This window comes from Pseudomonas sp. ADAK13 (assembly GCF_012935715.1).
Taxonomy (GTDB): Bacteria; Pseudomonadota; Gammaproteobacteria; order Pseudomonadales; family Pseudomonadaceae; genus Aquipseudomonas.
In genome coordinates this window covers 972401-997516 of the sequence record NZ_CP052860.1, presented here as the reverse complement: position 1 = coordinate 997516, position 25116 = coordinate 972401, and the positions used below count along the sequence as shown (strand labels likewise).

Below are 25116 nucleotides of genomic sequence, written 5' to 3'. Positions count from 1 at the left end.
CTAAAAGCTGGCCAGGCACTCGATTTCGACCCGGGCATCCAGCACTAGCTTGGCAGCAGCAAAGGTCGTTCGGGTGGGAAGGCGATCCGCTGGAAAGTAGCTGGCATAGACATTGTTCATGGCCGCGAAATCGTCGATGTCGACAAGAATCACCGTACATTTTGCGACCCTGTCCATGGCCAGCCCTTTGTCCTTGAGTGTGCTGCGTAATGTTTCCAGGGCCTTGGCTGTTTGTGCACCAATGCCTCCTCTCACCAGTTTGCCGTGCTCATCGAGTCCCAGCAGCCCGGAGATATAGAGGGTTTGCCCCACTTGCACCGTTTGTGAGAAAGGCAAGTCGCCGCCTGCCGGTGTGTACAACATCGGGGTCGGATCGCTGTTTGAAGTCCGTAGATAATGCTGGGTAATCAGCGCGTATTGGCCACTTTCCTTCAGACGTTGCAGGGCCTGGTTCAGGGCCAATCGCAGATCGGGCTCGTCTTTGCGAACCCCGATGGCCACACCATTGCCGAGCATTTCATCGACAATGCCGATACCCGCGAACTCAAAGTCGGCGCCTTCGGGCGTTTTCAGCAAGGCGTCGGAGATCTCGAGGGTGTCTTGCAAGGTTGCGTCTATGTCGCCAGCCAGCAGGCTGCTGATCAGCTCCGCATTCAGGTTGAAACTTCGGACTACCACGCCATGGGGAGCCCACCGCGCCAAGGCATAGGCTTCTCGGCTGGTACCCGCCAGGACGCCAATCCGTTTGTCTTGAAGTGCGTTGGCCTCAGGCGCCAGCCCGAGACGCTTGCGTGCGACAAGCCTCGTTTCCAGTGGGTAGAGATTATCGGTAAAGTCGATTTTCTCCCGCCGTGCCGGGGTGGCCGACATAGGCATGATCGCATCGAATCGACGCGCCTCGAGTGCTGCAAGATTGGTTGAATAGTCTTGATCAACCCACACGCAACGCACCTTGAGCTCTGCACACAAGGCGTTGCCCAGCTCTATGTTCAACCCGATCAACTCACCTTGGGCATTGCGGCTTTCAAACGGTGGTACCAAGGCCTCTACCCCGAAACGTATCTCGGCCAGCGTTTTTTCAGCCGCGTACGTCACGGAGCACAGGGTTCCTGTGACCGCAGATAAAACCAGTGCCAACAGTATTCTCAGGGATGTCATTTGCCTGTCCTGTAGGAAGAAAAATGGGAGGCCGTTCCGGCCCCGTCTCCGGCGCCTGACCTGCTCAGAAGCTTTAACAGACACACCCAGGCCTTCAATCAAGACACTTCCTTCTTTCCTGTAGGAGCTGACTCAAAATCGTATCGGACATTTTTCGACCTAGCGCCGCTTGCCCCAGAACTCCTCCGCCAGCCGCCGCAAGTCATCCGCCAGCCCTGCCACATCCCCCGAGCTGAGCTGGCTTTGCTGGCCGGCTGTGACCGTCACTTCCCCGGCGTTGCGAATGCCGATGATGTTGCGGTTGATGTCTTCGCTCACCGCGCTCTGTTCTTCCACCGCTGCTGCGATTTGCTGGCTCATGGCGGTAATCCGGGTCACCCGCTGGCTGATCCCGTCCAGCGCGGCAGCAGCGCGCTGGGCCTGATCGACGCTGGCCTCGACATGCTGGCTGCTTTGCGCCATCGCCTGCACCGCGTCCCGGGCGCCGCCTTGCAGGGTGCTGATCATGCGCTGGATTTCATTGGTCGACTGCTGCGTGCGCTGGGCCAAGCCGCGTACTTCATCGGCCACCACGGCAAACCCGCGTCCCTGTTCTCCGGCCCGTGCTGCTTCGATGGCGGCATTGAGTGCCAGCAGATTGGTCTGCTCGGCAATCGCGCGGATCACTTCCAGTACCCCGGAAATATCGCCGCTGTGGCTTTCCAGTTGATGGATCACTTCGGTGGCACGCGCCAGTTCCTGGGAAAGCCGCAGCACCGCGTCGCGGCTTTCATCCACGCGCTGGTGGCCTTCCCGGGTCTCGCTGCCGGCCTGGTCAGCGGCCTTTGAGGCCTGCAACGCGTGTTCGGCGACTTGGGCCACGCTGGCGGCCATTTGATTGACCGCGGCGGCGACCTGATCGGTCTGGGTCTGTTGGCCGAGGCTGCTACTGTGGCTGCTGTCCAACTGCCGCACCAAAGCTGCGGCATGCCCGGACAAGCGTTGCGAGGCGTCGCCAATACGCCCCACCACGGCGCCCACCTGGGCTTCCAGCATCTGCATGGCAAACTCGATGCGCCCGAACTCATCCTCACGCCCGGTGTAGATCGCCTGGCTCAGCGGGTTGTCAGCAATCAACCGCGCTCGCCGGTTCAACCGGGCCAGGGGCCGCAACAACCCGTGAACGCCCGCTACCCCCACGGCACACGCGGCCGTTACCGCCAGCAGTTGCCAGATCACCGGGTAGCTCGCAAGCCCCAGACCCAATGCCCAGGTGGCGGCGCAAGCCCCCAAAACCCAGGCCGACAGTTTGAGGGGCATGCCCACCACGGGCCGTACTCGCCGCGTGCCGGCACGCAGGCGGGCATAAGCGCGCTCGGCCACGTGCACCCGCCGCGCATCGGGTTTGGTGCGCACCGACTGATACTCCACCGTCACGCCCTCCCGGGTGACCGGTGTGGCATAGGCGCTGACCCAGTAGTGATCGCCGTTCTTGCAGCGATTTTTCACCATGCCCATCCACGAGCGGCCGCTTTTCAACACCTGCCACATGTGGGCAAAGGCAGCCGCAGGCATGTCCGGGTGGCGCAGCAGGTTATGGGGCGCGCCCAGCAACTCCTCTCGGGTGTAGCCGCTGATGTCGATGAAGTCCTGGTTGGCGTAGGTGATTGCGCTGGTCAGGTCGGTGGTCGAGAGGATGTTGGCGTCGGGGGCAAAGTCCACATTTCGATCGGTGACCGGCAGATTGATCTTCATGGAAACGCGCGCTCGTGATTGTTGGAGGAGTCGGCAGGGCGTCGACTCTAAGCGCACCGTTTGGGCAAATACTGATCCAGCTCATGTTCTGCGCAATTAATTGGCCATTACGGTTTGGAGGGCGGCGCCTCCAGGTGATAGGGCTGGACGATGCGTTGGTACTCGCCACTCTGCATCAGTTGCTCAAGGGCGCCGTTGAGGGCATTGCGCAAGGCAGTGTCGGGCTTGCGCAGCGCAATCGCTACGCCGTTGCCCAACAGATCGGTGATGACGGCGGGGCCGAGGAAGTCGAAAATCTGGCCCTCGTCGGTGTCGAGCAGTGCCTCACGGATCTCCACCGTGCCTTGCAGCGTGGCATCGATGTCGCCCGCCAACAGGCTGCGGATCAGTTCGTCATTGCGCCAGAAACCCTTGATGATGACGCCCCTCGGCCCCCACTTCGACAGGGCGAAGGCCTCGCGGTTGCTGCCCACCAGCACGCCCACGCGCTTACCCTTCAGCGACCGAGGGGTCGGCATCAAGCCTGATTTCTTGCGGGCCACCAGACGCGTGGTGATCGGATAAAGGTCGTCGGTGAAACTCACCCGCTGGCGCCGCTTCGACGTAGGGGCCATGCCCATGATCGCGTCGAATTGCCTGGCTTCAAGGGCGGGGAAATTCTCCATAAGGACCTGATCCACCCAGGTGCACCGCACATTGAGCTGTACGCACAAGGCGTTGCCCAATTCGATGTTCAGCCCGACCAGTTGGCCTTGTTGATTGCGGCTTTGGAAAGGAGGGAATTGCGCGGCGACGGCGAAACGAATTTCATGCCGTGGTTGCTCTACGGCCGCAGCGGTGGAAAAAACACCGACCGTCAGCGACAGGCCCAGCACAACGCAGCTGCGTATCAGAATCACGGGAACGTCCTTTTCCGGAAAACCAGCGTCACCGCGGCGGGGCCCGGGAATAAGAATCGGGGCCCGCGGGTGTCGTGCAAGCTTTCAAGAATTGGACGCAGGCCTACAAGGCGAAACGTCAGTAAACGTTGTAGGCACTCATCGCGATTGCGAGGGAATTGTTACCGGTCAGCGCTTGCCCATCGAGCGACGGGTGCCGGGAGGTGCCATGCCCGGGCTCTTGGTATGACCGTTCTTCGCGCCGTTTTTGTACCACGGCTGGCTGGCATTTTTCGCCCCGGCCAGTTCGCCCGGCTTGAACGGAAACTTGAACGCCGGGATCTCGGCCTTGGTTTCGCCTTCGACGCTGTCAGGATTGGCCTGTGGGTCGATGTCGACCGCTTCAGCAGCGGGTTGTGTCGGGGAATTCATGGTGGCTCCGGGGAGTACTGAAAATGACGCGGGCCCGACTTGCAGGCCACACCGGCGCGCAGTATACCTGCGCGCCTCGGATCTTTAACCACTGCTCGTACGAATGGTCGGACTTTACTGACGGCGCTGTCAGTTAGCAGTCACCTTGCTGACCGGGTTGGCGGGCTATAAAGAACCTTCATTCTTCCGATCCTTTGCCCTGGCGCCTCACCCCATGCACATTCAACGAAAACCTGCCTTGATCGTGGGCGTCCTCGTGGTACTGGCCGTGGTTGCCTGGGCGCTGACCCGCCCGGCCAAGACCAAACTGACCGCGCCCACGGCGATTCCGGTGCGGGTGATCAGCGTCAAAGAGCAGGACATCCCGCGTTTTGTCAGCGGTATTGGCTCGGTGCTGTCGTTGCACAGCGTGGTGATTCGCCCGCAGATCGACGGCATCCTCACCAAATTGCTGGTCAAGGAAGGCCAACTGGTGAAAACCGGCGACCTGCTGGCGACCATTGATGACCGTTCGATCCGCGCCAGCCTGGACCAGGCCAAGGCGCAACTGGGGGAAAGCCAGGCGCAACTGCAAGTGGCGCTGGTCAACCTCAAGCGCTACAAGGAACTGAGCATCGACGACGGCGTGTCCAAGCAGACCTATGACCAGCAGCAAGCCTTGGTCAATCAGCTCAAGGCCACGGCCCAAGGCAACCAGGCCGCTATTGACTCGGCCCAGGTGCAGCTTTCGTACACCCAGATTCGCTCACCGGTCACCGGCCGTGTCGGGATTCGCACCGTGGATGAAGGCAATTTCCTGCGCATGAGCGACACCCAGGGGTTGTTCTCCGTCACTCAGATTGACCCGATTGCCGTGGAGTTCTCCCTGCCGCAACAAATGCTCCCGACCCTGCAAGGCCTGATCGCTGCGCAACTGCCTGCCGACGTCAACGCTTACATGGGCGCCGACACCGATGGCGAGACCGGCGACCTGCTGGGCGAAGGCCGCCTGAGCCTGATCGACAACCAGATCAGCGGCACCACCGGCACCATCCGCGCCAAGGCCGAGTTCAGCAACGGTGCGCAAAAACTCTGGCCGGGGCAGTTGGTGACCATTAAGATCCAGACCGCCCTGCACAAGAACGCCCTGGTGGTGCCGACCACGGTGGTGCAACGCGGCCTGGATTCGCACTTCGTGTACCGGGTCAACGGTGACAAGGTCGACATCGTGCCGGTGCAAGTGGTGTATCAGGACAGCGACATCAACATCCTCCGGGGTGTGCAGGCCGGTGATGTACTGGTCAGCGATGGCCAGTCGCGGCTCAAGGCCGGCGCTCAGGTCGACGTGCTCAAGGAACCGCCACAAGCGATCCAGACGGTTGATGCCAAGGTGCAGCCATGAGTGGCAGTCGTTCGCCGTCGGCCTGGTGCGTCGACCACCCGGTCGCCACCTTGCTGCTGACCTTCGCCCTGGTGTTGCTCGGGATGATTGCCTTCCCGCGCCTGGCCATCGCCCCACTGCCGGAAGCCGAGTTTCCGACGATCCAGGTCAGCGCCACGCTGCCCGGCGCCAGCCCGGACACCATGGCTTCCTCCGTGGCCACCCCGCTGGAGGTGCAATTCAGTGCCATCCCCGGCATGACCCAGATGACCTCCAGCAGTGCCTTGGGCTCCAGCCTGCTGACCCTGCAATTCACCCTCAACAAGAGCATCGACACCGCCGCGCAAGAAGTGCAGGCGGCGATCAACACCGCGTCGGGCAAACTGCCCAGCGACATGCCGAGCCTGCCGACCTGGAAGAAGGTCAACCCGGCGGACAGCCCGGTGCTGATCCTCAGCGTCAGCTCCGACAGCATGCCCAGCACCGAGCTGAGCGACTACGTGGAAACCCTGCTGGCCCGTCAGATCAGCCAGATCGACGGAGTCGGCCAGATCAACATCACCGGCCAGCAACGCCCGGCCATCCGCGTGCAGGCGTCGCCCGATAAACTCGCGGCCATCGGCCTGACCCTGGCCGACGTGCGCCTGGCCATCCAGCAATCGAGCCTCAACCTGGCCAAGGGCGCGATCTACGGCGATAACAGCGTGTCGACCCTGTCGACCAACGACCAGCTGTTCCATCCCGAGGAATACGCCCAGTTGATTGTGTCCTACAAGAATGGGGCACCGGTCCAGCTGCGCGACATCGCTAAAGTCATCAACGGTTCAGAAAACGCCTACGTGCAGGCGTGGTCCGGCGACACGCCGGGCGTCAACCTGGTGATCTCCCGCCAGCCCGGCGCGAACATCGTCGAGACCGTGGACCGTATTCAATCCGAGCTGCCACGCCTGCAAGCCATGTTGCCGGCCTCGGTGCAGGTCAGCGTATTGACCGACCGCACCAAGACCATCCGCGCGTCCCTGCATGAAGTGGAAGTGACCCTGCTGATCGCGATCCTGCTGGTGGTGGCGGTGATGGCGCTGTTCCTGCGCCAGTTGTCGGCCACGTTGATCGTGTCCAGCGTACTGGGTGTGTCGTTGGTGGCCAGTTTTGCGCTGATGTACCTGATGGGCTTCAGCCTGAACAACCTGACCCTGGTGGCGATCGTGATCGCCGTGGGGTTTGTGGTGGACGATGCCATCGTGGTGGTGGAAAACATTCACCGGCACCTGGAGGCGGGCCTCGACAAGCGCGAAGCCGCGATCAAGGGCGCGGGGGAAATCGGCTTTACCGTGGTGTCCATCAGCTTCTCGCTGGTGGCGGCGTTTATTCCACTGCTGTTCATGGGCGGTGTGGTGGGGCGGTTGTTCAAGGAGTTTGCGCTGACGGCCACGTCGACCATCCTGATCTCGGTGGTGGTTTCACTGACCCTGGCGCCGACCCTGGCCGCCTTGTTCATGCGCGCGCCGACCCATCACGCCCACGACAAACCCGGCTTCAGCGAACGCCTGCTCGCCGGCTATGCGCGCAATCTGCGCCGCGCCCTGGCCCACCAACGCACCATGGCCGCGATCTTTATGGTGACCCTGGCCTTGGCCGTGGTTGGCTACGTGTTTATTCCCAAGGGCTTCTTCCCGGTACAAGACACCGGCTTCGTCCTCGGCACCAGCGAGGCGGCGGCCGACGTGTCGTTCCCGGACATGGTCGCCAAGCACAAGGCGCTCGCCGAGATCGTCAAGGACGACCCGGCAGTGGAAGCGTTCTCCCATTCGGTGGGCGTGACCGGCAGCAACCAGACCATCGCCAACGGCCGGTTCTGGATCGCCTTGAAGGATCGCGGGGACCGCGACGTGTCGGCCAGCCAGTTTATCGACCGTATCCGGCCAAAACTGGCGAAAGTGCCGGGCATCGTGCTGTACCTGCGTGCCGGCCAGGACATCAACTTGAGCTCCGGCCCCAGCCGCGCCCAGTACCAGTACGTGCTCAAGAGCAATGACGGCCCCACGCTGAATACCTGGACTCAGCGCCTCACCGAAAAACTGCGGGCCAACCCGGCGTTCCGCGACCTGTCCAACGACTTGCAACTGGGGGGCAGCATCACCCACATCAGCATCGACCGTCAGGCCGCCGCGCGGTTTGGCCTCACTGCCACCGATGTGGACCAGGCGCTGTACGACGCCTTCGGCCAGCGCCAGATCAACGAATTCCAGACCGAGATCAACCAATACCAAGTGGTACTGGAACTGGACACCCAGCAGCGCGGCAAGGCCGAAAGCCTGAACTACTTCTACCTGCGCTCGCCGCTGACCAACGAGATGGTGCCGCTGTCGGCACTGGCCAAGGTCGACCCGCCTACGGTCGGGCCGTTGTCCATCAGCCATGACGGCATGTTCCCGGCGGCCAACCTGTCGTTCAACCTGGCGCCGGGCGTCGCGTTGGGGGATGCGGTGATCATGCTCAACCAGGCCAAGAATGAAATCGGCATGCCGACCACCATCATCGGCAACTTCCAGGGTGCGGCCCAGGCGTTCCAGAGTTCGCTGGCCAGCCAGCCCTGGCTGATCCTCGCGGCACTGGTGGCGGTCTACATTATCCTGGGCGTGCTGTACGAGAGCTTCGTGCACCCGCTGACGATCATTTCCACATTGCCGTCGGCGGGGCTTGGGGCGCTGATCATGTTGTCGCTGATGGGCCAGGACTTCTCGATCATGGCGCTGATCGGCCTGGTGCTGCTGATCGGGATCGTGAAGAAGAACGGTATCCTGATGATCGACTTCGCCCTGGACGCCCAGCGCGTACGCGGCCTGCCGCCTGAAGAGGCGATTTATGAAGCGTGCGTCACGCGGTTCCGGCCGATCATCATGACCACCCTGGCCGCGCTGCTGGGTGCGGTGCCGTTGATGCTGGGCTCAGGCCCCGGTGCGGAAATGCGCCAACCCCTCGGTATCGCGGTGGTGGGCGGGTTGCTGGTGAGCCAGGCGCTGACGCTGTTCACCACGCCGGTCATATACTTGTACCTCGAGAAGTTTTTCCATAGACCCAAACCAGCTCCCCAGCTGGCAACCACACACTGAGGCTGAGGCCCCGTCCTGGAACAAAAGGCTCATGCGTGTACTGATTATTGAAGACGAAGAAAAAACCGCCGACTACCTGCACCGCGGGCTGACGGAGCAGGGCTATACCGTCGACGTTGCCCGTGAAGGCGTCGAAGGGTTGCACCTGGCCCTGGAGAACGATTACGCGGTGATCGTGCTCGACGTAATGCTGCCCGGCCTGGATGGCTTTGGCGTATTGCGCGCGCTGCGGGCCCGCAAGCAAACGCCGGTGATTATGCTCACCGCCCGCGAGCGCGTGGAAGACCGCATCCGTGGCCTGCGCGAAGGGGCGGACGATTACCTCGGCAAGCCGTTCTCGTTCCTTGAACTGGTGGCGCGCCTGCAAGCCCTGACCCGTCGCAGCGGCGGGCACGAGCCGGTGCAGGTGACCATCGCCGACCTGTGGATCGACCTGATCAGCCGCAAGGCCAGTCGCAACGGGGTTCGGCTCGACCTGACCGCCAAGGAGTTCTCGCTGCTCAGCGTTTTGGCCCGGCGCCAGGGTGAAATCCTGTCCAAGACCTCGATTGCGGAAATGGTCTGGGACATCAATTTCGACAGCGACGCCAACGTGGTGGAGGTGGCGATCAAGCGCCTGCGGGCCAAGCTCGACGGCCCGTTCGAACAAAAGCTGCTGCACACCATTCGCGGCATGGGTTACGTGCTGGAGAACCGCAGTGTCGGCTAACTCCATCGCCCTGCGCCTGAGCGGGATGTTCACGCTGGTGGCGCTGCTGATCTTCCTGTTGATCGGCGGCGCGCTGTACCAGCAGGTGGACAAAGGCCTGGGCTTGCTGCCCGGTGCCGAGCTGGATGCGCGTTACAGCGTGCTGGAGTCCTCGGTGAATCGCTTTGGTACGCCGGACCATTGGGCCAAGATCACCGCCAAGCTCAAGCTGTTGGGTGAGGAAGACAAGCGCATCCGTTTCTGGGTGGTGAGCAGCGACCCCACCTACGAATATGGCAACCCGGACGCGCAGATTCGCGCCTTCGCCGAAGGCCCGACCGGCAAGCGTGATTTGCACCTGCCGGGCCATCATCATCCGTTCAAAGTGCTGGTCAGCCAGTTCCCGGCCAAGGACCAGCGCCCGCCGCTGCGTTTCATGATCGCGGTCGACACCGAGAATTTCCGCGCCACCCAACATCAACTGCTGGTGGCGCTGATCGGCCTGGCGTTTGTGGGGGTGCTGCTGGCGTCGTTGCTGGGGTTCTGGGTGGCACGTATCGGCCTCAAGCCGTTGATCAAGCTGTCGGATGAGGCGCAGAAACTCGCGCCGCCGAAACTCTCCGGGCGCCTGCAATTGTCGCCATTGCCGCCGGAGCTGAAGCAGTTCGTCAATTCCTTCAACTCGACCCTGGACCGGGTGGAGCAAGCGTACTCGCGCCTGGAATCGTTCAACGCCGACGTGGCCCATGAACTGCGCTCGCCGTTGACCAACCTGATTGGCCAGACCCAGGTGGCGCTGACCCGTGGGCGTTCGGCCGAGCATTATTTCGAGGTGCTGCAATCGAACCTGGAAGAGCTGGAGCGCCTGCGTTCGATCATCAATGACATGCTGTTTCTGGCCAGCGCCGACCAGGGCAGCAAGGCCACCAAGCTGATCACCAGTTCACTGGCGGATGAAGTGGCGACCACCCTGGATTACCTCGACTTCATCCTGGAAGACGCCCAGGTGCAGGTACGCGTGAGCGGCGATGCCCAGGTGCAGATCGAGAAGGCGCATCTGCGCCGGGCGTTGATCAATCTGTTGAGCAACGCGGTGCAGCACACGGCCCCGGGGCAGGTGATCGAGGTGAAGATCGAAGTGCTGGAGGACCACGTGGCGATCGGGGTGACCAACCCGGGCGATGAGATTGCCAGCGAGCATCTGCCTCGGTTGTTCGAGCGGTTCTATCGGGTGGACGCGTCCCGCAGCAATAGCGGGGCGAATCACGGATTGGGGCTGGCGATCGTCAAGGCGATCGCGCTGATGCATGGCGGGGATGTGTTTGTGCGCAGCGAGGGTGGCGGCAACACCTTTGGCATTACGCTGCCGGTGTAGCCGCTGACCAGCTTCAGTTACTCAGCCGGGCCCCGCCCAGACTGCCACTCAGCTCATAGGCGGCCAGTTCCGCCTGATGCGCGGCCATGATTTCCGGCAGTGAACTGCGCAGGTATTCGACCCACGTCTTGATCTTCGCATCCAGGTACTGGCGCGAAGGGTAGATGGCGTACAGGTTGAGTTCCTGGGAACGATAGTTGGGCATCACCCGCACCAGCGTGCCGTTGCGCAGCCCTTCAATCGCCGCATACACCGGCAACAGGCCAACGCCCATGCCGCTGGTGATCGCGGTTTTCATCGCATCCGCCGAGTTCACCAGGAACGGTGAGCTGTTGATCGCCACGCTCTCTTGGCCCTCTGGCCCGTTGAACGACCATTTGTCCAACTGAATCACCGGGCTGACCAGGCGCAGGCACGCGTGGTTGAGCAGGTCACTGGGCCGTTGTGCGCAGCCATTGGCCTTGACGTAGGCCGGCGAGGCACAGGCGATGCTGTAAGTTATCCCCAGCCGCTGCGAGACGAAACCCGAATCCGGCAGCTCGCTGGCGAGCACGATGGACACGTCGTAACCCTCGTCCAGCAGGTCCGGCACGCGGTTGGCCATGGTCAGGTCAAAGGTCACGTCCGGGTGGGTGCGGCGGTAGCGGGCAATCGCATCGATCACGAAGTGCTGGCCGATGCCGGTCATGGTGTGCACTTTCAGCTGGCCGGCGGGGCGGGCGTGGGCGTCGCTGGCTTCGGCCTCGGCTTCCTCGACATACGCCAGGATCTGCTCGCAGCGCAGCAAATAGCGCTTGCCGGCCTCGGTCAGGGCGATGCGGCGGGTGGTGCGGTTGAGCAAACGGGTTTGCAGATGGGCCTCAAGGTTGGAGACCGCGCGCGAGACGTTGGCAGTGGTGGTATCCAGTTGCACGGCGGCGGCGGTGAAGCTGCCGGCTTCGGCCACACAACTGAAGGCGCGCATGTTTTGCAAAGTGTCCATGGGGTGCTCTCTGGGAGATGGCAAATTGTGACACGAAGTTTCTTTTTTTTGCAGAGCGAATAATGAACCTACCAAAAGATTATCGCCTGAACGGTAACAAAGATTCACAAGAATCCCACCTTATCGCCATCCGGCCCGCCCCTTAGAATTGCGCCACCTTCCCCGCAACACCCTCTCAGGAATTCGCAGCAGTGCCGCGTCGCATCAGCAGAGAGCTGAAGACTCTCAGTGTTTGGGCCTTATCGTTAGCAATCAGCGGCTGCATCGGAACCGGAGGAATTGCCCCCAAAGGGCAGGCACTCGCCGCCAATACATTGGCCACCGACGAAGCGATCAAAACCGCTGCCCAGGACGCCCACTGGCCCACTGCGCAATGGTGGCAAGCCTACGGCGACCCGCAACTCAACCACTGGATCGACCTCGCCGTGCAAGGCAGCCCGAGCATGGCCATGGCCGCAGCGCGGGTGCGTGAAGCCCGGGCCCTGGCCGGGATTGCCGAGTCGGCCGAGTCGTTGCAGATCAATGGCGACGCCACGCTCAAACGCCATAACTGGCCGAGCGACCAATTCTACGGCCCGGGCGCGCTGGACAATTCCACCACCTGGGACAACAACGCGTCCCTGGGCTTCAGCTATGCCCTCGACCTTTGGGGCCGCGAAAGCAATGCCACCGAGCGCGCCGTGGACATGGCCCACATGAGCGCCGCCGAAGCGCGCCAGGCCCAGCTTGAATTGCAGAGCAACGTGGTGCGCGCCTATATCCAGCTCTCGCTGCACTTCGCCCAGCGAGACATCGTCGCCGCCACCCTGGCACAGCAACAACAGATCCTCGATCTTGCGCAAAAGCGCTTGAATGGCGGGATCGGCACCCACTTCGAAGTCAGCCAGGCCGAGACGCCGTTGCCGGAAACCCATCGGCAACTGGACGCCCTGGACGAAGAGATTGCCCTGAGCCGCAACCAGTTGGCTGCGCTGGCAGGCAAAGGGCCGGGGGCGGGCGCGCAGTTGCAGCGGCCCACCCTGTCCCTTGGTGCGCCGCTGAAATTGCCCTCGAGCTTGCCCGCCGAACTGCTCGGCCAGCGCCCGGACGTGGTCGCCAGCCGCTGGCAAGTGGCGGCCCAGGCCCGTGGCATTGATGTGGCCCACGCCGGGTTCTACCCCAACGTCGACCTGGTGGGCAGCCTCGGCTACGTCGCCACCGGCGGCGGCATGCTGGAGTTCCTGACCGGCAAGAAACTCAATTACACCGCCGGCCCGGCCATCAGCCTGCCGATCTTCGACGGCGGCCGCCTGCGCTCGCAACTGGGTGAAGCCAGTGCCGGCTACGACATCGCCGTGGCCCACTACAACCAGACCCTGGTCAACGCGCTCAAGGGCATCAGCGACCAATTGATCCGCCGCGAGTCGATGGACAAGCAGCAGGCCTTCGCCGCCGAGTCTGTGGCCTCTGCGCAGAAAACCTACGACATCGCGATGATCGCCTACCAGCGCGGCCTTACCGACTACCTCAACGTGCTGAATGCCCAGAGCCTGTTGTTCCGCCAGCAGCAGGTGCAGCAACAGGTCCAGGCCGCACGCCTGAGTGCCCACGCCGAACTGGTGACCGCATTGGGCGGTGGCCTGGGCGCCGGCAGCGATGTGCCTCAGGACAGCAAGACCTTACCGAGCAAGACCCCGGCGGCCCTGGCCGTGTTTGATCACTGAGTAGGATGCGATGACTCCCTTGCCTGCACCGCTGCGCTGGTTGCACTCGCTTGAGTGGCGCCGTGGTTTCTTCGATTGGGCACGCAGTGACGGCGTGACCTGGGTCTATATCTTCAAGGTGCTGATCGCGGCCTTCCTGACCTTGTGGCTCGCCATGCGCCTGGAATTGCCGCAACCGCGCACCGCGATGATCACCGTATTTATCGTGATGCAGCCGCAAAGCGGCCAGGTGTTCGCCAAGAGTTTTTACCGCTTCCTTGGCACCCTGGCGGGGTCGGCGGTGATGGTGTTTCTGATCGCGTTGTTTGCGCAGAACACTGAGCTGTTCCTCGGTTCGCTGGCGATCTGGGTCGGCATCTGCACCGCTGGCGCGACCCGCAACCGCAACTTCCGCGCCTACGGTTTTGTACTGGCCGGCTACACCGCGGCGATGGTCGGCCTGCCGGCCCTGGCCCATCCCGACGGCGCGTTCATGGCGGCGGTGTGGCGGGTGCTGGAAATTTCCCTGGGGATTGTCTGCTCCACGCTGGTCAGCGCCGCGATCCTGCCGCAAACCGCCAGTGCCGCGATGCGCAATGCCTTGTACCAGCGCTTCGGGGTGTTTGCGTTGTTCGTCACCGACGGCCTGCGCGGTCGCAGTGAGCGCGAAGGGTTTGAACGCAGCAACGTGCGCTTTATCGCCGAAGCCGTGGGCCTGGAAGGGCTACGCAGCATCACCGTGTTCGAAGACCCGCACATGCGTCGGCGCAATGGCCGTCTGACCCGTTTGAACAGCGAGTTCATGGGCATCACCACCCGTTTCAACGCCTTGCACCAATTGCTGGAGCGCCTGCGCAGTAACCAGGCCGATCATGTGGTGGCGGCCATCAAGCCGGGCCTGCAAGACCTGGCCGAATTGCTCGACGGCTTCTCCGGTCGCGCCCTCACCAGCCCCGATGCGGCGCGCCTGGTCAGCCAACTGACGGCCTACAAAGAGGGCCTGCCCGCCAAGGTCCGCAGCCTGCGGGCGAGCTTTCAGGAAAGCGCCCCCAGCGACGCCGAGCAGCTGGATTTTCACACCGCCTACGAGCTGCTGTACCGCTTCGTCGACGAGTTGCACAGCTACGCACAAACCCACGCCTCCCTGGCCGACCACAGCCACGAACGCGAACACTGGGACGAACCCTACACCCCGAAAACCAACTGGCTGGCCTGCGCTGCCTCGGGGATTCGCGCGTCATTTATCCTGATCGTACTCGGCAGTTATTGGGTGGCCACCGCCTGGCCCAGCGGCGCCACCATGACCCTGATCGCTGCCGCGACGGTGGGCTTGTCCGCTGCCACGCCCAACCCCAAGCGCATGGCGTTTCAAATGGCCTGCGGCACGTTGATCGGGGCGCTGGTGGGCTTTGTCGAGATGTTCTTCGTGTTCCCCTGGATCGACGGGTTCCCGCTGCTGTGCGTGATGCTCGCCCCGGTGATCATCTTCGGCTCGTTCCTGGCCTCGCGCCCGCAATACGCGGGAGTCGGCGTCGGGTTGCTGATCTTCTTCAGCACCGGCTCGGTGCCGGATAACCTGACGATCTACAACCCCTACACCTTCATCAACGACTACATCGCCATGGTCATCGGCATGCTGGTGTGTGCGGCCGCGGGCGCGATCATCCTGCCGCCCAACAGCCGCTGGTTGTGGCGCCGGCTGGAGCAGGATTTGCGCGAGCAAGTGGTGTTCGCCATCAGCGGCAAGCTCAAGGGCCTGGCGTCAGGTTTCGAAAGCCGCACCCGCGACCTGCTGCATCAGGCCTATGGTTTCGCTGCCGGGCAACCGCAGGTGCAACGCAACCTGCTGCGCTGGATGTTCGTGGTGCTGGAAGTCGGCCACGCAATTATCGAGTTGCGCAAAGAACAGGCGATCTTGCCGGTGCACCCGGCGTATGCCGAGTCCCAGCCGTGGCGCCAGGCAATCCGGGTGATGGGCCGTTCATTGGTGCGGCTGTTCCTGCAACCCAGCGCCAGCAACCTGGAGCGCAGCCTGATCGCCGTCGACCATGCCATCAGCCGCGTGCAGGCCACCGACGAACCGTTCGCCCCGCACTTCGACACCTCGGCCCTGCGCCGGGTCAAAAGTTACCTGCACTTTATCCGCACCTCATTGCTGGACCCGCAATCACCCCTGGCTGCCCTAAAGCCCGAAGGACCCGCTCATGCCTCGTGAAATCGCCTTCCACGGCGTGTACATGCCCACCATGACCCTGATGTTTCTGATCGCGGCGGGCCTGGCCTGGGCCCTCGACCGGTTCCTGGCCGGCTTTGACCTGTACCGTTTTTTCTGGCACCCGGCGCTGCTGCGCCTGAGCCTGTTCGCTTGCTTGTTCGGCGCCCTGGCGCTGACCGTCTACCGTTGAGAATGCCCCGATGAAAAAGTTTTTCAGCCTGCTCGCGACCTTGCTGGTACTGGCCCTGGCGATCTGGATTGGCCGCACGTTGTGGGTGCAGTACATGGAAACCCCCTGGACCCGCGATGGCCGGGTGCGTGCCGATATCATCAACGTCGCCGCCGACGTGACGGGCGAGGTGGTCAACGTCCCGGTGCGTGACAACCAATTGGTGAAAAAGGGCGACCTGCTGATGCAGATCGACCCCGAGCACTACCAGATTGCCGTCAAGCAGGCGCAGTCGCTGGTGGCGTCCCGCAAGGCCACCTGGGAAATGCGCAAGGTCAACGCCCACCGCCGCGCCGACCTCGATGCCCTGGTGATCTCCAAGGAAAACCGTGACGACGCCAGCAACATCGCCGACTCCGCCCTGGCGGATTACCGGCACGCGCTGGCGCAACTGGAAGCGGCCGAACTCAACCTCAAGCGCACCCAGGTGGTGGCGGCGGTGGATGGCTACGTCACCAACCTCAACGTGCACCGGGGCGACTACGCGCGCATCGGCGAGGCGAAGATGGCGGTGGTGGATATGAACTCGTTCTGGGTGTACGGCTTCTTTGAAGAAACCAAGCTGCCTCACGTCAAAGTCGGGGATAAAGCCGACATGCAACTGATGAGCGGCGAAACCCTCAAGGGCCACGTGGAAAGCATCTCGCGAGGGATCTACGACCGTGACAACCCGGAAAGCCGCGAACTGATTGCCGATGTGAACCCGACGTTCAACTGGGTGCGCCTGGCCCAGCGGGTGCCGGTGCGGATTCACATCGATGAAGTGCCGGAGGGTGTGCTGTTGGCGGCGGGCATCACCTGCACCGTGATTGTTAACCAAGCACAGAACTGATTTTCTGTGTTGATGAGGGGGCTTGTCCTGTGGTGGTGAGGGGGCCTGTCCTGTGATGATGAGGGGGCCTGTCCTGTGGTGAGGGGGCTTGTCCTGTGGTGAGGGGGCTTGTCCTGTGGTGAGGGGGCTTGTCCCCCGTTGGAGTGCGAAGCGCTCCCGCTTTTTTTTGCGGCCGCTGCGCAACCCAACAGGAGACAATCCCCCCCACCACAGGTCAGCAAAACGTCTCGTGCAAGTGGCGCCACAGCAGGGCGCCGCTGGCCTGCTTTTCAAACACCACCGTCGAACGCCGGTCGGTGTGTGTACCGCTGCCATCCACCTGTTGCTCGCGATAACTCACCGTTGCACCACGGGCATGTCGGTCAATCCCGGCAAACTCGCTGAGGCTGATCTTGAACCCGGGCCGCTTGCCACCGGCCTGGCTGAACAGTTGGTTGAGCAGCGCAACGTCCAGTTGCTTGCCGGCCGGGGTGATCATGGAAAAGTCCGGTGAGAAACGGCCCAGCAACACCTCCAGTGTTCCCTCGGGTGCCGTCCCGGCAAACCATTGTTCGATCTCGACATGGGCCTGGATCACTTCATCAAAAAAGTCGCGGTAATCAATCATTGTGTGGGCTCGCTGGCAGGGTGAAGCAGTGTCCGTACCGTGGACGCATCCAGGCACAGTACTGCAAATAATGGGAACAGGGTCAACGCCGCGGCAATCACGAAGGTCGCGGTGAAGGAGTGCAGTGCCGCCAGTACCGCACTGAGCAACGCCGCCCCGAGGCAAAAACTTAACTGCCGATTGATGTTCCACAAGGCGCTGGCGTGGCCCATGCGATCGGCCGGAATATCGAGAAAGGCCAGGGTTTGCGCGGTGCTGCTGCACAGGCTGCCGCCCAGGCCCATCAGGGTGTAGGCGAGCACCACGACCAGCGGCTGTGGCTCGATCAACAACACGATGCCAATGGCTTGCAGCAGCATGCCCGCCAACAACAACGGCCTCGGCCCGCAGCGATTGAACAGTTTTTTGCTCAAGGCGATGGCTACGCCTGAGGCCAGCGCCCAAGGCAGCATCAGCGCGCCGATGTGGCTGGCGGTAAACCCCAGGCCGTGCAGGTAAAGAATCGCCACCAGGCTGGTGCCGATAAAGACGCCCGGAATGAACAGGTAGACCAGCATCGCGACCCGCAGCATTGGCTGGCGAATCTGCCCCAGGATGGCGCCGAGGTCCAGGGACGGGCGCGCGGAAGCCGGGGTGTCGGTCTCCAGCCAGCGCCACGTCAGCATCAGGGTGATCAGCGCCAACGGCAGGTTGGCGAAAAAGATCCAGCGCCACGACACACTGTCCACCACCACCCCGCCCAAGGCGGGCGACAGGGCTGGAATCAGCAGCGCCACAAACATGACTTTGGCCGTCAACTGGCTGCGTTCTGCCGGCGGAAATTGCCGATAAGCCAACGCCTGGCCCACCGGGATCAGCAAGCCGCCGCCCAAACCCTGGAGCAGGCGCCAGCCGATCAGCGCTTCAATCGATGCGGCCTGGCCCACCAGCACCGACGCCACGCCGAACAGCAACAGGCTGACGGCAATCAACCGGCGCTCACCCAGCAGCGCCGCCAGCCACACACTCAGGGGAATGACGACGGTCAGGCCGAGCATGTAGGCGTTGCCGATCCACGCCAGTTGCGTGACCGAAGCGTGCAACTCGCTGGCGATATCCGGGTAGGCGATGGTGGCGACAAACATGTTCACCAGGTCCAGGGCGAAGCCCAGTAGAAAGATCCAGGTGACTTTCGAGCGGTAGGTCATTGCGCTGTTCCTGCAGTGGATGGCGGCAGGGTAGGCGGGTGCGGGCACTTGGGAAACAGCGGTTTGACTGTTAGTTTGTCAAAAATATTTTGACAAAGGAGGGTGTGGCCAATGGTCAGCCTCGATCGATTCGACACCTTCAAGGCCGTGGTCGAGGCCGGTTCATTGACCGCAGCCGCGGATTTCCTCGGGCAGACGCGGGCGGTGGTGAGCTTCAACCTCAAGCGCCTGGAGGCCGAGCTGGGCGTCACCCTGTTGACCCGCAGTACCCGCCAACTGGCGCTGACCGATGCCGGTGAACGCTTTTACCTGCGCTGCACACGGATGCTGGAAGAGGCGCGCCTGGCAGTGGAAGAGGCGCGTTCGGAGCACAGCCAGCTCAAGGGCACGCTGCGTATCACCACCACCGTCGAATACGGATTGGCGGTGGTGGTGCCGGCGCTGGAAACCTTTCGCGGCCTGCACCCGGAATTGAACATTCAGTTATCCACCTCCTCCAGTCATGCTGACCTGATCTCCGAGCGGTTTGATGTGGCTATCCGGTTGGGGCGCATGCTCGATTCCAATCATCGGGCGGTGCAGCTGTCGAGCTACGAGATCTTTGCCGTGGCCGCGCCGGGGTTTGCCGGAATCTCCACGCTGGATGAACTGGAGCAACTGCCCAGGCTCGGCCATGGACGTCTGACGGAGTTGGCGGTGGTTGACCCGGCAGGCCACGAGCACCTGTATCGCCCCGGGCCTGGCAAGGCTTCACTGGTTGCGGACAGTGCCGCCATTCTCCAGGCCTTCGCCGTGCGCGGGCATGGCGTGGCGATCCTGCCCCAGTGGCTGGTGCAGGATGACCTCGATGCCGGGCGTTTGGTACGGCTGCTGCCGGATCATCGATTTACGCCGCAGGGCGTGTATGCCCTGTACCCGGACACCCGGCACCTGCCGCTGAAAGTGCGGGCCTTCATTGATTTCATGAAGGGCTGATCAGCCGAGAAACCGTGTGGCGAGGGAGCAAGCTCCCTCGCCACGGGGAGGCGGGCGCTCTTAGAGCTGGCCGCTCAGGCCAAAGCGTTTTTTCAATACGGTCTCCAGCAACCCCTTGGGCAACAACGCCGCCATCCACGGCAGCGCCTGGCTGCCATTGCCCGAGCGCAACAGGCGTGGCGGGGTGGTCTGTTGCACGGCCTTGAGCACGTCGGCCGCAAACTGGCTGGCGGGTGTCGGCCGGTCCTGGGAGGCTTTGGCCCGCGCGCGGATACTTTCGCGCAGCGGCCACCAGGGCGATTGCTCATTGATCAACAGCTCGGCCTGGGTACCGGCGTTTTTCGCGAAGCTCGTGTCAATGGCGCCCGGCTGCACTTCCATCACCCGCACGCCAAACGGCGCCAGTTCCATGCGCAACGCGTCGCTCAAGGCGTGCACCGCCGCTTTCGAGGCGCAGTAGGCACCGGCAAACGGCGTGACCAGCACCCCCGAGACGCTGCCGATATTCACCACCAGGCCTTTGCGCCGGCGCAGGGCCGGGAACAGCGCCTGGGTCACCCCGACCACGGAAAACACATTGGTCTCAAACTGCTGTTGCATCGCCTGGGTGCCACCGTCGAGCAACGGGCCCATGGCGCCGTAGCCGGCGTTGTTGATCAGCACGTCCAGCTCGCCGATCTGCCCGGCCAATTCAGCGAGCGCGGTGCTGTCGTTGACGTCCAGCCGTACAGCGTTGAAGCCGGCGGCGCTCAGTGCGGTGACATCTTCGGTGCGCCGGGCGCTGGCCCACACGTCAAAACCGGCGTGCTTGAAGGCGTCTGCCAGGGCACGGCCGATGCCACTGGAACACCCGGTGATGAGTACGTTGGGCATGGATCAGTCCTTTGTGGTGATTAGTCGGAGAAGCTGCCTTGCAAATGCTCGGCGCGAAATTCCAGGGTTTGCGGACGGTAGCCGGGGCGCAGCGGCGGCACCGGCAGGCAGTCTTCCCAGGTGGCGCCGGCTTGCAACTCGCCGGGGCCGCGATAGCGCGGGGCAGCGTACACGTTGTCGGCCAGGTTGACCGTATCGCCCGGGGCATAGGCGGCGACACGCCAGCGCAGTTCAGTCAGTGGCACGCTGTTGCCGTTGTTCAAGGTGAGCTTGAGCGGGCGGTCCGCCGGGCATTCTTTGGGGGCGTAGACGGTGCGCAGTTCCAGGCGCGCCAATTGCTGGGCTTCGCGGTTGTCCAGCCACACCACCCATACCGCCACCAGGCCCAGCCCGACGGCAGCCGCGAGGGAAACCGGCAACGCCTTGGCCGGGTAGCGCAGCAGGAGGATCAGCCAGGTGATAATCAGCAAGACGCCAAAGAACATGATGAAAACCTCACAGACAGATAAGCCATCCTACCCGCCCGGTTATCGGATTTACTATCCGCACTGATGAGAAGCCTTCACCTACAGCGATGTGTATGTTTTCAGTCAGGCCAAGGAACTGATTCGCCAAGGTTATCCACACAGGTGGTGAATGGATAACACTACTCAAGTCAGGACGGCGTCAACCAGCAAGATAATGAAGTGAACCACCATGAAAACTTCCGCTATAGATCTTCCCGTGACTTCCCCTCTCAGTGCACCTGAGGCAAAAGAAACTGCGCCGATGCTGTCAGAAGGTCTTAGGCAAGCGATTCGTTCTGAAGTCCAGGCCTATTCGCCCATGAGCCTTCATGAACAAGAGAGTTCCGGCCTGGCGGATATGCTCAAACAAGCCATTAATCAAGAGCTCTCTTCTTACTTTCCAACCGCGCTTAATGGGTTTGACGATGACAAGTCAAAAGGCGCAGCCATGACGTTAGCGGGCGCGGCGATGCAAGGGCTCGGCAAAAAACTCGGCTCTGCCGGTGGGCTCGGGTCAAAAATAGCGGGGGCGGGTATGATTTGGGGTGGCCGGGCCGCTGAGGAAGTCGGCAAAAACACCTATGGAGGCAGCAGTAGCAGCTCGAGCGGCAACACTAACGCGTTTGGAGGTTTTTATACCGGTAGGGGGATAGGTGATTCCGGTAACAGCAACAACAAGTAGTGCCTGCGACGGGGTCGAGCCACCGTCTGAATCTTGCATGAAAAAAAGCCCCCGCCCCACCGGCTGCGGATAGGGACGCAGCCGGTGGGGCGAGGGCTTCTTGTGTTGCTCTGTTTACTGCGCGATGGTTTTCACCGACACGCCACGCTCGATCGGCGTAGACCGACCGTAGATATCTTCAAAGCGCTCGATATCGTCCTCACCCAGGTAGCTGCCGGACTGCACCTCGATAATCTCCAAGGGAATCTTGCCCGGGTTGCGCAAACGGTGCACCGAGGCAATCGGGATGTAGGTGGACTGGTTTTCGGTGAGCAGGAACACGTTCTCGTCACAGGTGACTTCGGCGGTGCCGCTGACCACAATCCAGTGTTCGGCGCGGTGGTGGTGCATCTGCAACGACAGGCAAGCGCCCGGCTTGACCGAGATGTGCTTGACCTGGAAGCGGCCGCCCATGTCCACCGAGTCATACGAGCCCCACGGACGGTACACCTCGCAGTGGTTCTGGGTTTCGCTGCGGCCCTGTTCGTTGAGGGTGTTGACCATCTGCTTCACGCCCTGGACCTTGTCCTTGTGGGCAATCATCATCGCGTCCTTGGTTTCCACCACCACGATGTTTTCCAGGCCGATCACCGACACCAGTTTGCCGTTGCCGTGGATCATGCAGTTGCGGCTGTCCTGGATCACCACGTCGCCTTTGCTGACGTTGCCGTTGGCGTCTTTTTCATTCACGTCCCACAGCGATGCCCAGCAACCCACGTCGCTCCAGCCGGCGGTCAATGGCACCACGCAGGCCAACTGGGTTTTTTCCATCACGGCGTAGTCGATGGAGTTGTCCGGGCAGCAGGCGAAGGTGGATTCGTCGATGTCGATGGTGTCGGCGGTGTGGTTGCTGCGTTCCAGGGTCAGCAGGCAGGTGTCGTAGATGTCCGGGTCGTGCTTTTTCAGCTCTTCCAGGAAGCGGCTGGCGCGGAACAGGAACATGCCGCTGTTCCAGAAATAACCACCGCTTTTGACGAACTCGGTGGCGCGTTTTTCATCGGGTTTTTCGACGAACTGCTGCACCCGGCTGACGCCCTCGGGCAGCAGTGAATCGTTGGTCGACTTGATGTAGCCGTAGCCGGTTTCCGGACGGGTGGCCGGTACGCCGAACAGCACCATCTCGCCGCGCTCGGCGGCCACGGTGGCCAGGGCCAGGGCGCGTTGCAGGGCTTTCTGGTCGTCCAGCACGTGGTCGGCGGGCAGCACAAGCATCAGCTCGTCGCGGCCTTCGTTGACCAGCATCATCGCGGTCAGGGCCACGGCCGGCGCGGTGTTGCGGCCGAACGGTTCCATCAGGATGCGCTGGGTGTCCAGTTTGCGGGCGGCCAGTTGCTCGTTGACGATAAAGCGGTGGTCCTTGTTGCAGACCACGATGGGCGCGTCCATGCCGTCGAATACCAGGCGCTCCAGGGTTTGCTGGAACAAGGTGTGTTCGCCGGTCAGGGCCAGGAACTGCTTGGGAAACTGTTTGCGGGAAAGCGGCCAAAGACGTGAGCCGCTACCACCGGAAAGGATTACTGGGATCATGTGTTTCTCCTTGAATCGATATGGGTCAGAGCTACGAAGGTTTGTCGTTTCACTCTTGTTTTTGTCCGGTCCTGAGTTGAAATTCTGACAATGTGGGAGCTGGCTTGCCTGCGATGGCGCCTTCAAGACCGCCATCGCTGGCAAGCCAGCTCCCACAAGGGGACGTGTCAACTCAGAGAAAAAATCAGCGGGTCGACACAGGGCGTTTCACCCACACTGGCGACAGGTTGGCGCCGGTGCCGGTGACGTACAGCACTGCTGCCTCACCGCGCTCCAGGGCCACTGGCTTCACATCACCGACTTTCTTGTCGCCTTCGTACAGTGCCAGGCTGACCTTCACCGGGTTGATCTCGCGCTCGCCACGGCCCTTGGCGGCCACGGCCTGGACCACGTCGGTCTTGCCGTCGGCGGTTTTCAGGGTCAGCGACTTGTCACTGAGGTTCTGCACGCGCACCAGGGATTTCTGCTTGTTCTTGAACGGCGGTTCTTCGATCAGTTGTGGCTGGCCGCTGCCGCTGCTGACCAGCGTGTAGTAGTGGTCGGCGGCGAGCTTGACCGGCAGGGTCTGGCTGCCGACCTTGGCGCTGTAGTCACCGCCCGGCATGAAGCTGAAGTCACTGCTGGCCAGCGGTGCAACCTCGTTGAGGTTGGTGCTGCCGACGGTGGCGCTGACTTCCTGGTTGCTGGCGTTGTACACCCGCACAAAGCTCGAGCCTTTTGGCGCGACGGGGCCATAGAGCGCGGCGTCGCCACCGGCGAAGGCAGACATCGAAACAACGCTCATGCCGGCGACGAGGGCAAAAGTTTTTGCGAGGTTAGTAGTGAAAGTCATGTGAGTTACCTCTCTTTCAGTTTTGCGCCCGGTCGGGCGTCTCGGATTTTTGGGTTTTAACTGGGGTGTTCAGGGCCATGTTCTGTTGGCGCGTACCGGCTTGTTTGAGCTGCGCAACCCACTGCGGGTCGGCGTCGCCGATTTCGTTGTTCACGGGCAGATAGCGTTCGGGAAACTCCCAGATCAGCACCTGGGGCGGGCTGTTCTTGAAGTCGTCGCTTTTCAGGTAGCTGAGCATCGGCAGGATCGGGCCGTGGCCGTCTTCGGAGTAGTTGATGACGTCGCTGCCCAGGGCTTGCTTCAGCGCGCCGACAAAGTTCCAGTTCGGGTTGGCGCTGTAGCTGGTGCCTACCAGTGCCACCGGGGTTTCGCTGTCGGTGAACAGCGCGTCGTCGCCCTTGGATTCGGCCAAGTGAGTCACGCGCTTTTGCAGCGGCTCCTTGGGCGGCATCAGGTTTTCGAACAGCGGGTCCAGGGGCAGGAACAGGCGCAGGTCGCCCTTGTGCGGTTCGGTCTTCTCGGCTTCGGTGACAAAGCGTTGAGGCTCGCCGCTCAGTGGGGTTTTATCTTTAATCGTCTTGGCCAGTTGCTTGGCCGCGACTTCAGCGCCGTCCGGTGTCCAGTGGGTGTCGGTACGCAGGAACACTTGCTGGCCGTGCAGCTTGGCCTGTTGCAGTGGGCCCATCAGGTCGGGAGCGATGATCTTGTCGGCGGCCATGCGGGCATGGAAGTCCTGGTACAGGCCTGCGTGGATGCTGGCCGGCTGCACTTCACCCAGGTGTTCCGGGTACAGGCGCACCTTGGCCGGCACGATCGCCATCACCAGTTGGATGCCCTGGGCCTTGAGCTTCTGGCGCACGCCTTCCACCAGGGCGTAGTTGCCCTGCAGGTTCTGGTCTTCGTTGACGATGGGGTTGAATTCCTCGTCGCTGTACAACCAGTGATCGCGGCCAATCACCACGCCGGGACGGCCTTCGTTGAACAGCTTGTAGTCCAGGGCTGCCCAGAGGTTGGTGCCCAGGCGCTTGATCGGGAACTGGTCGTCGTAATGGGTCTCGACGGCCTTGGTCCAGCGACCGTTGAGCACGGTCGCGTCGGCGTTGGTGCTGAAGCCCAGGAAACTGCGCATCGACCAGGCACCCAAGGCCAACAGCACGGCCAGGAACAAGGCGATATAGAGGACGCGTAATGAACGGGTCATGGTCGGCTC

22 protein-coding genes and 1 pseudogene are annotated in these 25116 nt (G+C 62.3%); 10 read left to right on the top strand and 13 right to left on the bottom strand.

The annotated features are described in order from the left end of the window. The 5 genes and pseudogenes from HKK54_RS04725 to HKK54_RS04710 form a co-directional block, all read right to left on the bottom strand. Complete coding sequence (locus HKK54_RS04725; protein WP_169386277.1) at positions 1 to 1158, bottom strand: transporter substrate-binding domain-containing protein; 1158 nt, start codon at positions 1156 to 1158, stop codon at positions 1 to 3. Positions 1159 to 1317: 159 nt separating this feature from the next. Next, positions 1318 to 2373: a methyl-accepting chemotaxis protein gene (locus HKK54_RS04720; protein WP_442962330.1), complete on the bottom strand. Its 1056-nt coding sequence runs from the start codon at positions 2371 to 2373 to the stop codon at positions 1318 to 1320. Positions 2374 to 2610: 237 nt separating this feature from the next. After that, positions 2611 to 2892: pseudogene (locus HKK54_RS33920) on the bottom strand (PAS domain-containing protein); the annotation flags it as partial. A gap of 107 nt (positions 2893 to 2999) precedes the next feature. Continuing rightward, the gene (locus HKK54_RS04715) at positions 3000 to 3791 is read right to left on the bottom strand and encodes a transporter substrate-binding domain-containing protein (RefSeq protein ID WP_169386275.1); all 792 of its coding nucleotides are present in this window, start codon (positions 3789 to 3791) and stop codon (positions 3000 to 3002) included. Between the two features lie 168 nt (positions 3792 to 3959). Beyond that, a complete protein-coding gene (locus HKK54_RS04710; protein WP_010170456.1) occupies positions 3960 to 4202 on the bottom strand; it encodes a hypothetical protein in 243 nt (80 codons plus the stop codon). A 214-nt stretch (positions 4203 to 4416) separates the two neighbouring features. Here HKK54_RS04710 and HKK54_RS04705 point away from each other — a divergent pair, with 214 nt between their 5' ends. The 4 genes from HKK54_RS04705 to HKK54_RS04690 are packed head-to-tail and all read left to right on the top strand — an operon-like array spanning position 4417 to position 10738. Continuing rightward, positions 4417 to 5583, top strand: coding sequence for an efflux RND transporter periplasmic adaptor subunit (locus HKK54_RS04705; RefSeq protein WP_010170455.1), 1167 nt, complete (start codon positions 4417 to 4419; stop codon positions 5581 to 5583). Then, a complete protein-coding gene (locus HKK54_RS04700) occupies positions 5580 to 8675 on the top strand; it encodes a multidrug efflux RND transporter permease subunit (protein ID WP_169386274.1) in 3096 nt (1031 codons plus the stop codon). Before HKK54_RS04705 ends, HKK54_RS04700 begins: the two co-directional genes overlap by 4 nt. 31 nt (positions 8676 to 8706) lie before the next feature. Then, positions 8707 to 9384 carry a heavy metal response regulator transcription factor gene (locus HKK54_RS04695; RefSeq protein WP_003216255.1) on the top strand — a complete coding sequence of 226 codons (678 nt, stop codon included), beginning with the start codon at positions 8707 to 8709 and terminating at the stop codon, positions 9382 to 9384. Next, complete coding sequence (locus HKK54_RS04690) at positions 9374 to 10738, top strand: heavy metal sensor histidine kinase (RefSeq protein ID WP_010170451.1); 1365 nt, start codon at positions 9374 to 9376, stop codon at positions 10736 to 10738. The genes HKK54_RS04695 and HKK54_RS04690 overlap by 11 nt, the downstream gene beginning before the upstream one ends. Positions 10739 to 10751: 13 nt before the next feature. Here the strand turns inward: HKK54_RS04690 and HKK54_RS04685 are convergent, their stop codons facing one another. Further along, entirely contained in the window at positions 10752 to 11720 is a 969-nt protein-coding gene (locus HKK54_RS04685) for a LysR family transcriptional regulator (protein ID WP_010170450.1), read from the bottom strand. 191 nt (positions 11721 to 11911) lie between these two features. On the opposite strand from HKK54_RS04685, the gene HKK54_RS04680 reads away from it, so the two are divergent. The 4 genes from HKK54_RS04680 to HKK54_RS04665 are packed head-to-tail and all read left to right on the top strand — an operon-like array spanning position 11912 to position 16678. After that, positions 11912 to 13423 (top strand): efflux transporter outer membrane subunit, encoded by a 1512-nt coding sequence (locus HKK54_RS04680; RefSeq protein WP_169386273.1) that lies wholly within the window; start codon positions 11912 to 11914, stop codon positions 13421 to 13423. A 10-nt stretch (positions 13424 to 13433) separates the two neighbouring features. Next, entirely contained in the window at positions 13434 to 15617 is a 2184-nt protein-coding gene (locus tag HKK54_RS04675; RefSeq protein WP_010170447.1) for an FUSC family protein, read from the top strand. Next, a complete protein-coding gene (locus HKK54_RS04670) occupies positions 15607 to 15807 on the top strand; it encodes a DUF1656 domain-containing protein (RefSeq protein ID WP_003216262.1) in 201 nt (66 codons plus the stop codon). Before HKK54_RS04675 ends, HKK54_RS04670 begins: the two co-directional genes overlap by 11 nt. Positions 15808 to 15817: 10 nt before the next feature. After that, positions 15818 to 16678: an efflux RND transporter periplasmic adaptor subunit gene (locus tag HKK54_RS04665; protein WP_169386272.1), complete on the top strand. Its 861-nt coding sequence runs from the start codon at positions 15818 to 15820 to the stop codon at positions 16676 to 16678. A 214-nt stretch (positions 16679 to 16892) separates the two neighbouring features. Here the strand turns inward: HKK54_RS04665 and HKK54_RS04660 are convergent, their stop codons facing one another. Both HKK54_RS04660 and HKK54_RS04655 read right to left on the bottom strand, forming a co-directional pair. Beyond that, positions 16893 to 17285 carry a DUF4440 domain-containing protein gene (locus HKK54_RS04660; protein WP_169386271.1) on the bottom strand — a complete coding sequence of 131 codons (393 nt, stop codon included), beginning with the start codon at positions 17283 to 17285 and terminating at the stop codon, positions 16893 to 16895. Further along, positions 17282 to 18472, bottom strand: a complete 1191-nt coding sequence (locus HKK54_RS04655; protein ID WP_169386270.1) for an MFS transporter — start codon at positions 18470 to 18472, stop codon at positions 17282 to 17284. Before HKK54_RS04655 ends, HKK54_RS04660 begins: the two co-directional genes overlap by 4 nt. A 111-nt stretch (positions 18473 to 18583) precedes the next feature. Here HKK54_RS04655 and HKK54_RS04650 point away from each other — a divergent pair, with 111 nt between their 5' ends. Continuing rightward, on the top strand, positions 18584 to 19447 hold the full coding sequence (locus tag HKK54_RS04650) for a LysR family transcriptional regulator (protein ID WP_010170441.1): 864 nt from the start codon (positions 18584 to 18586) through the stop codon (positions 19445 to 19447). Between the two features lie 60 nt (positions 19448 to 19507). On the opposite strand, the gene HKK54_RS04645 is transcribed toward HKK54_RS04650, so the two are convergent. Together HKK54_RS04645 and HKK54_RS04640 are read right to left on the bottom strand one after the other, a co-directional pair. Further along, entirely contained in the window at positions 19508 to 20320 is an 813-nt protein-coding gene (locus HKK54_RS04645; RefSeq protein WP_169386269.1) for an SDR family oxidoreductase, read from the bottom strand. A 20-nt stretch (positions 20321 to 20340) separates the two neighbouring features. Further along, complete coding sequence (locus HKK54_RS04640; protein ID WP_010170436.1) at positions 20341 to 20805, bottom strand: hypothetical protein; 465 nt, start codon at positions 20803 to 20805, stop codon at positions 20341 to 20343. 211 nt (positions 20806 to 21016) lie between these two features. Between HKK54_RS04640 and HKK54_RS04635 the strand changes: the two genes are divergently transcribed. After that, positions 21017 to 21508, top strand: a complete 492-nt coding sequence (locus HKK54_RS04635) for a hypothetical protein (protein WP_141629496.1) — start codon at positions 21017 to 21019, stop codon at positions 21506 to 21508. Positions 21509 to 21622: 114 nt separating this feature from the next. Here HKK54_RS04635 and HKK54_RS04630 read toward each other — a convergent pair whose 3' ends face one another. The 3 genes from HKK54_RS04630 to HKK54_RS04620 form a co-directional block, all read right to left on the bottom strand. Then, on the bottom strand, positions 21623 to 23074 hold the full coding sequence (locus tag HKK54_RS04630; RefSeq protein WP_010170433.1) for a mannose-1-phosphate guanylyltransferase/mannose-6-phosphate isomerase: 1452 nt from the start codon (positions 23072 to 23074) through the stop codon (positions 21623 to 21625). A gap of 184 nt (positions 23075 to 23258) precedes the next feature. Continuing rightward, a complete protein-coding gene (locus tag HKK54_RS04625) occupies positions 23259 to 23906 on the bottom strand; it encodes an alginate O-acetyltransferase AlgF (protein WP_008434181.1) in 648 nt (215 codons plus the stop codon). A gap of 16 nt (positions 23907 to 23922) precedes the next feature. Next, a complete protein-coding gene (locus HKK54_RS04620) occupies positions 23923 to 25107 on the bottom strand; it encodes an alginate O-acetyltransferase (protein ID WP_169386268.1) in 1185 nt (394 codons plus the stop codon). Positions 25108 to 25116: the final 9 nt, after the last annotated feature.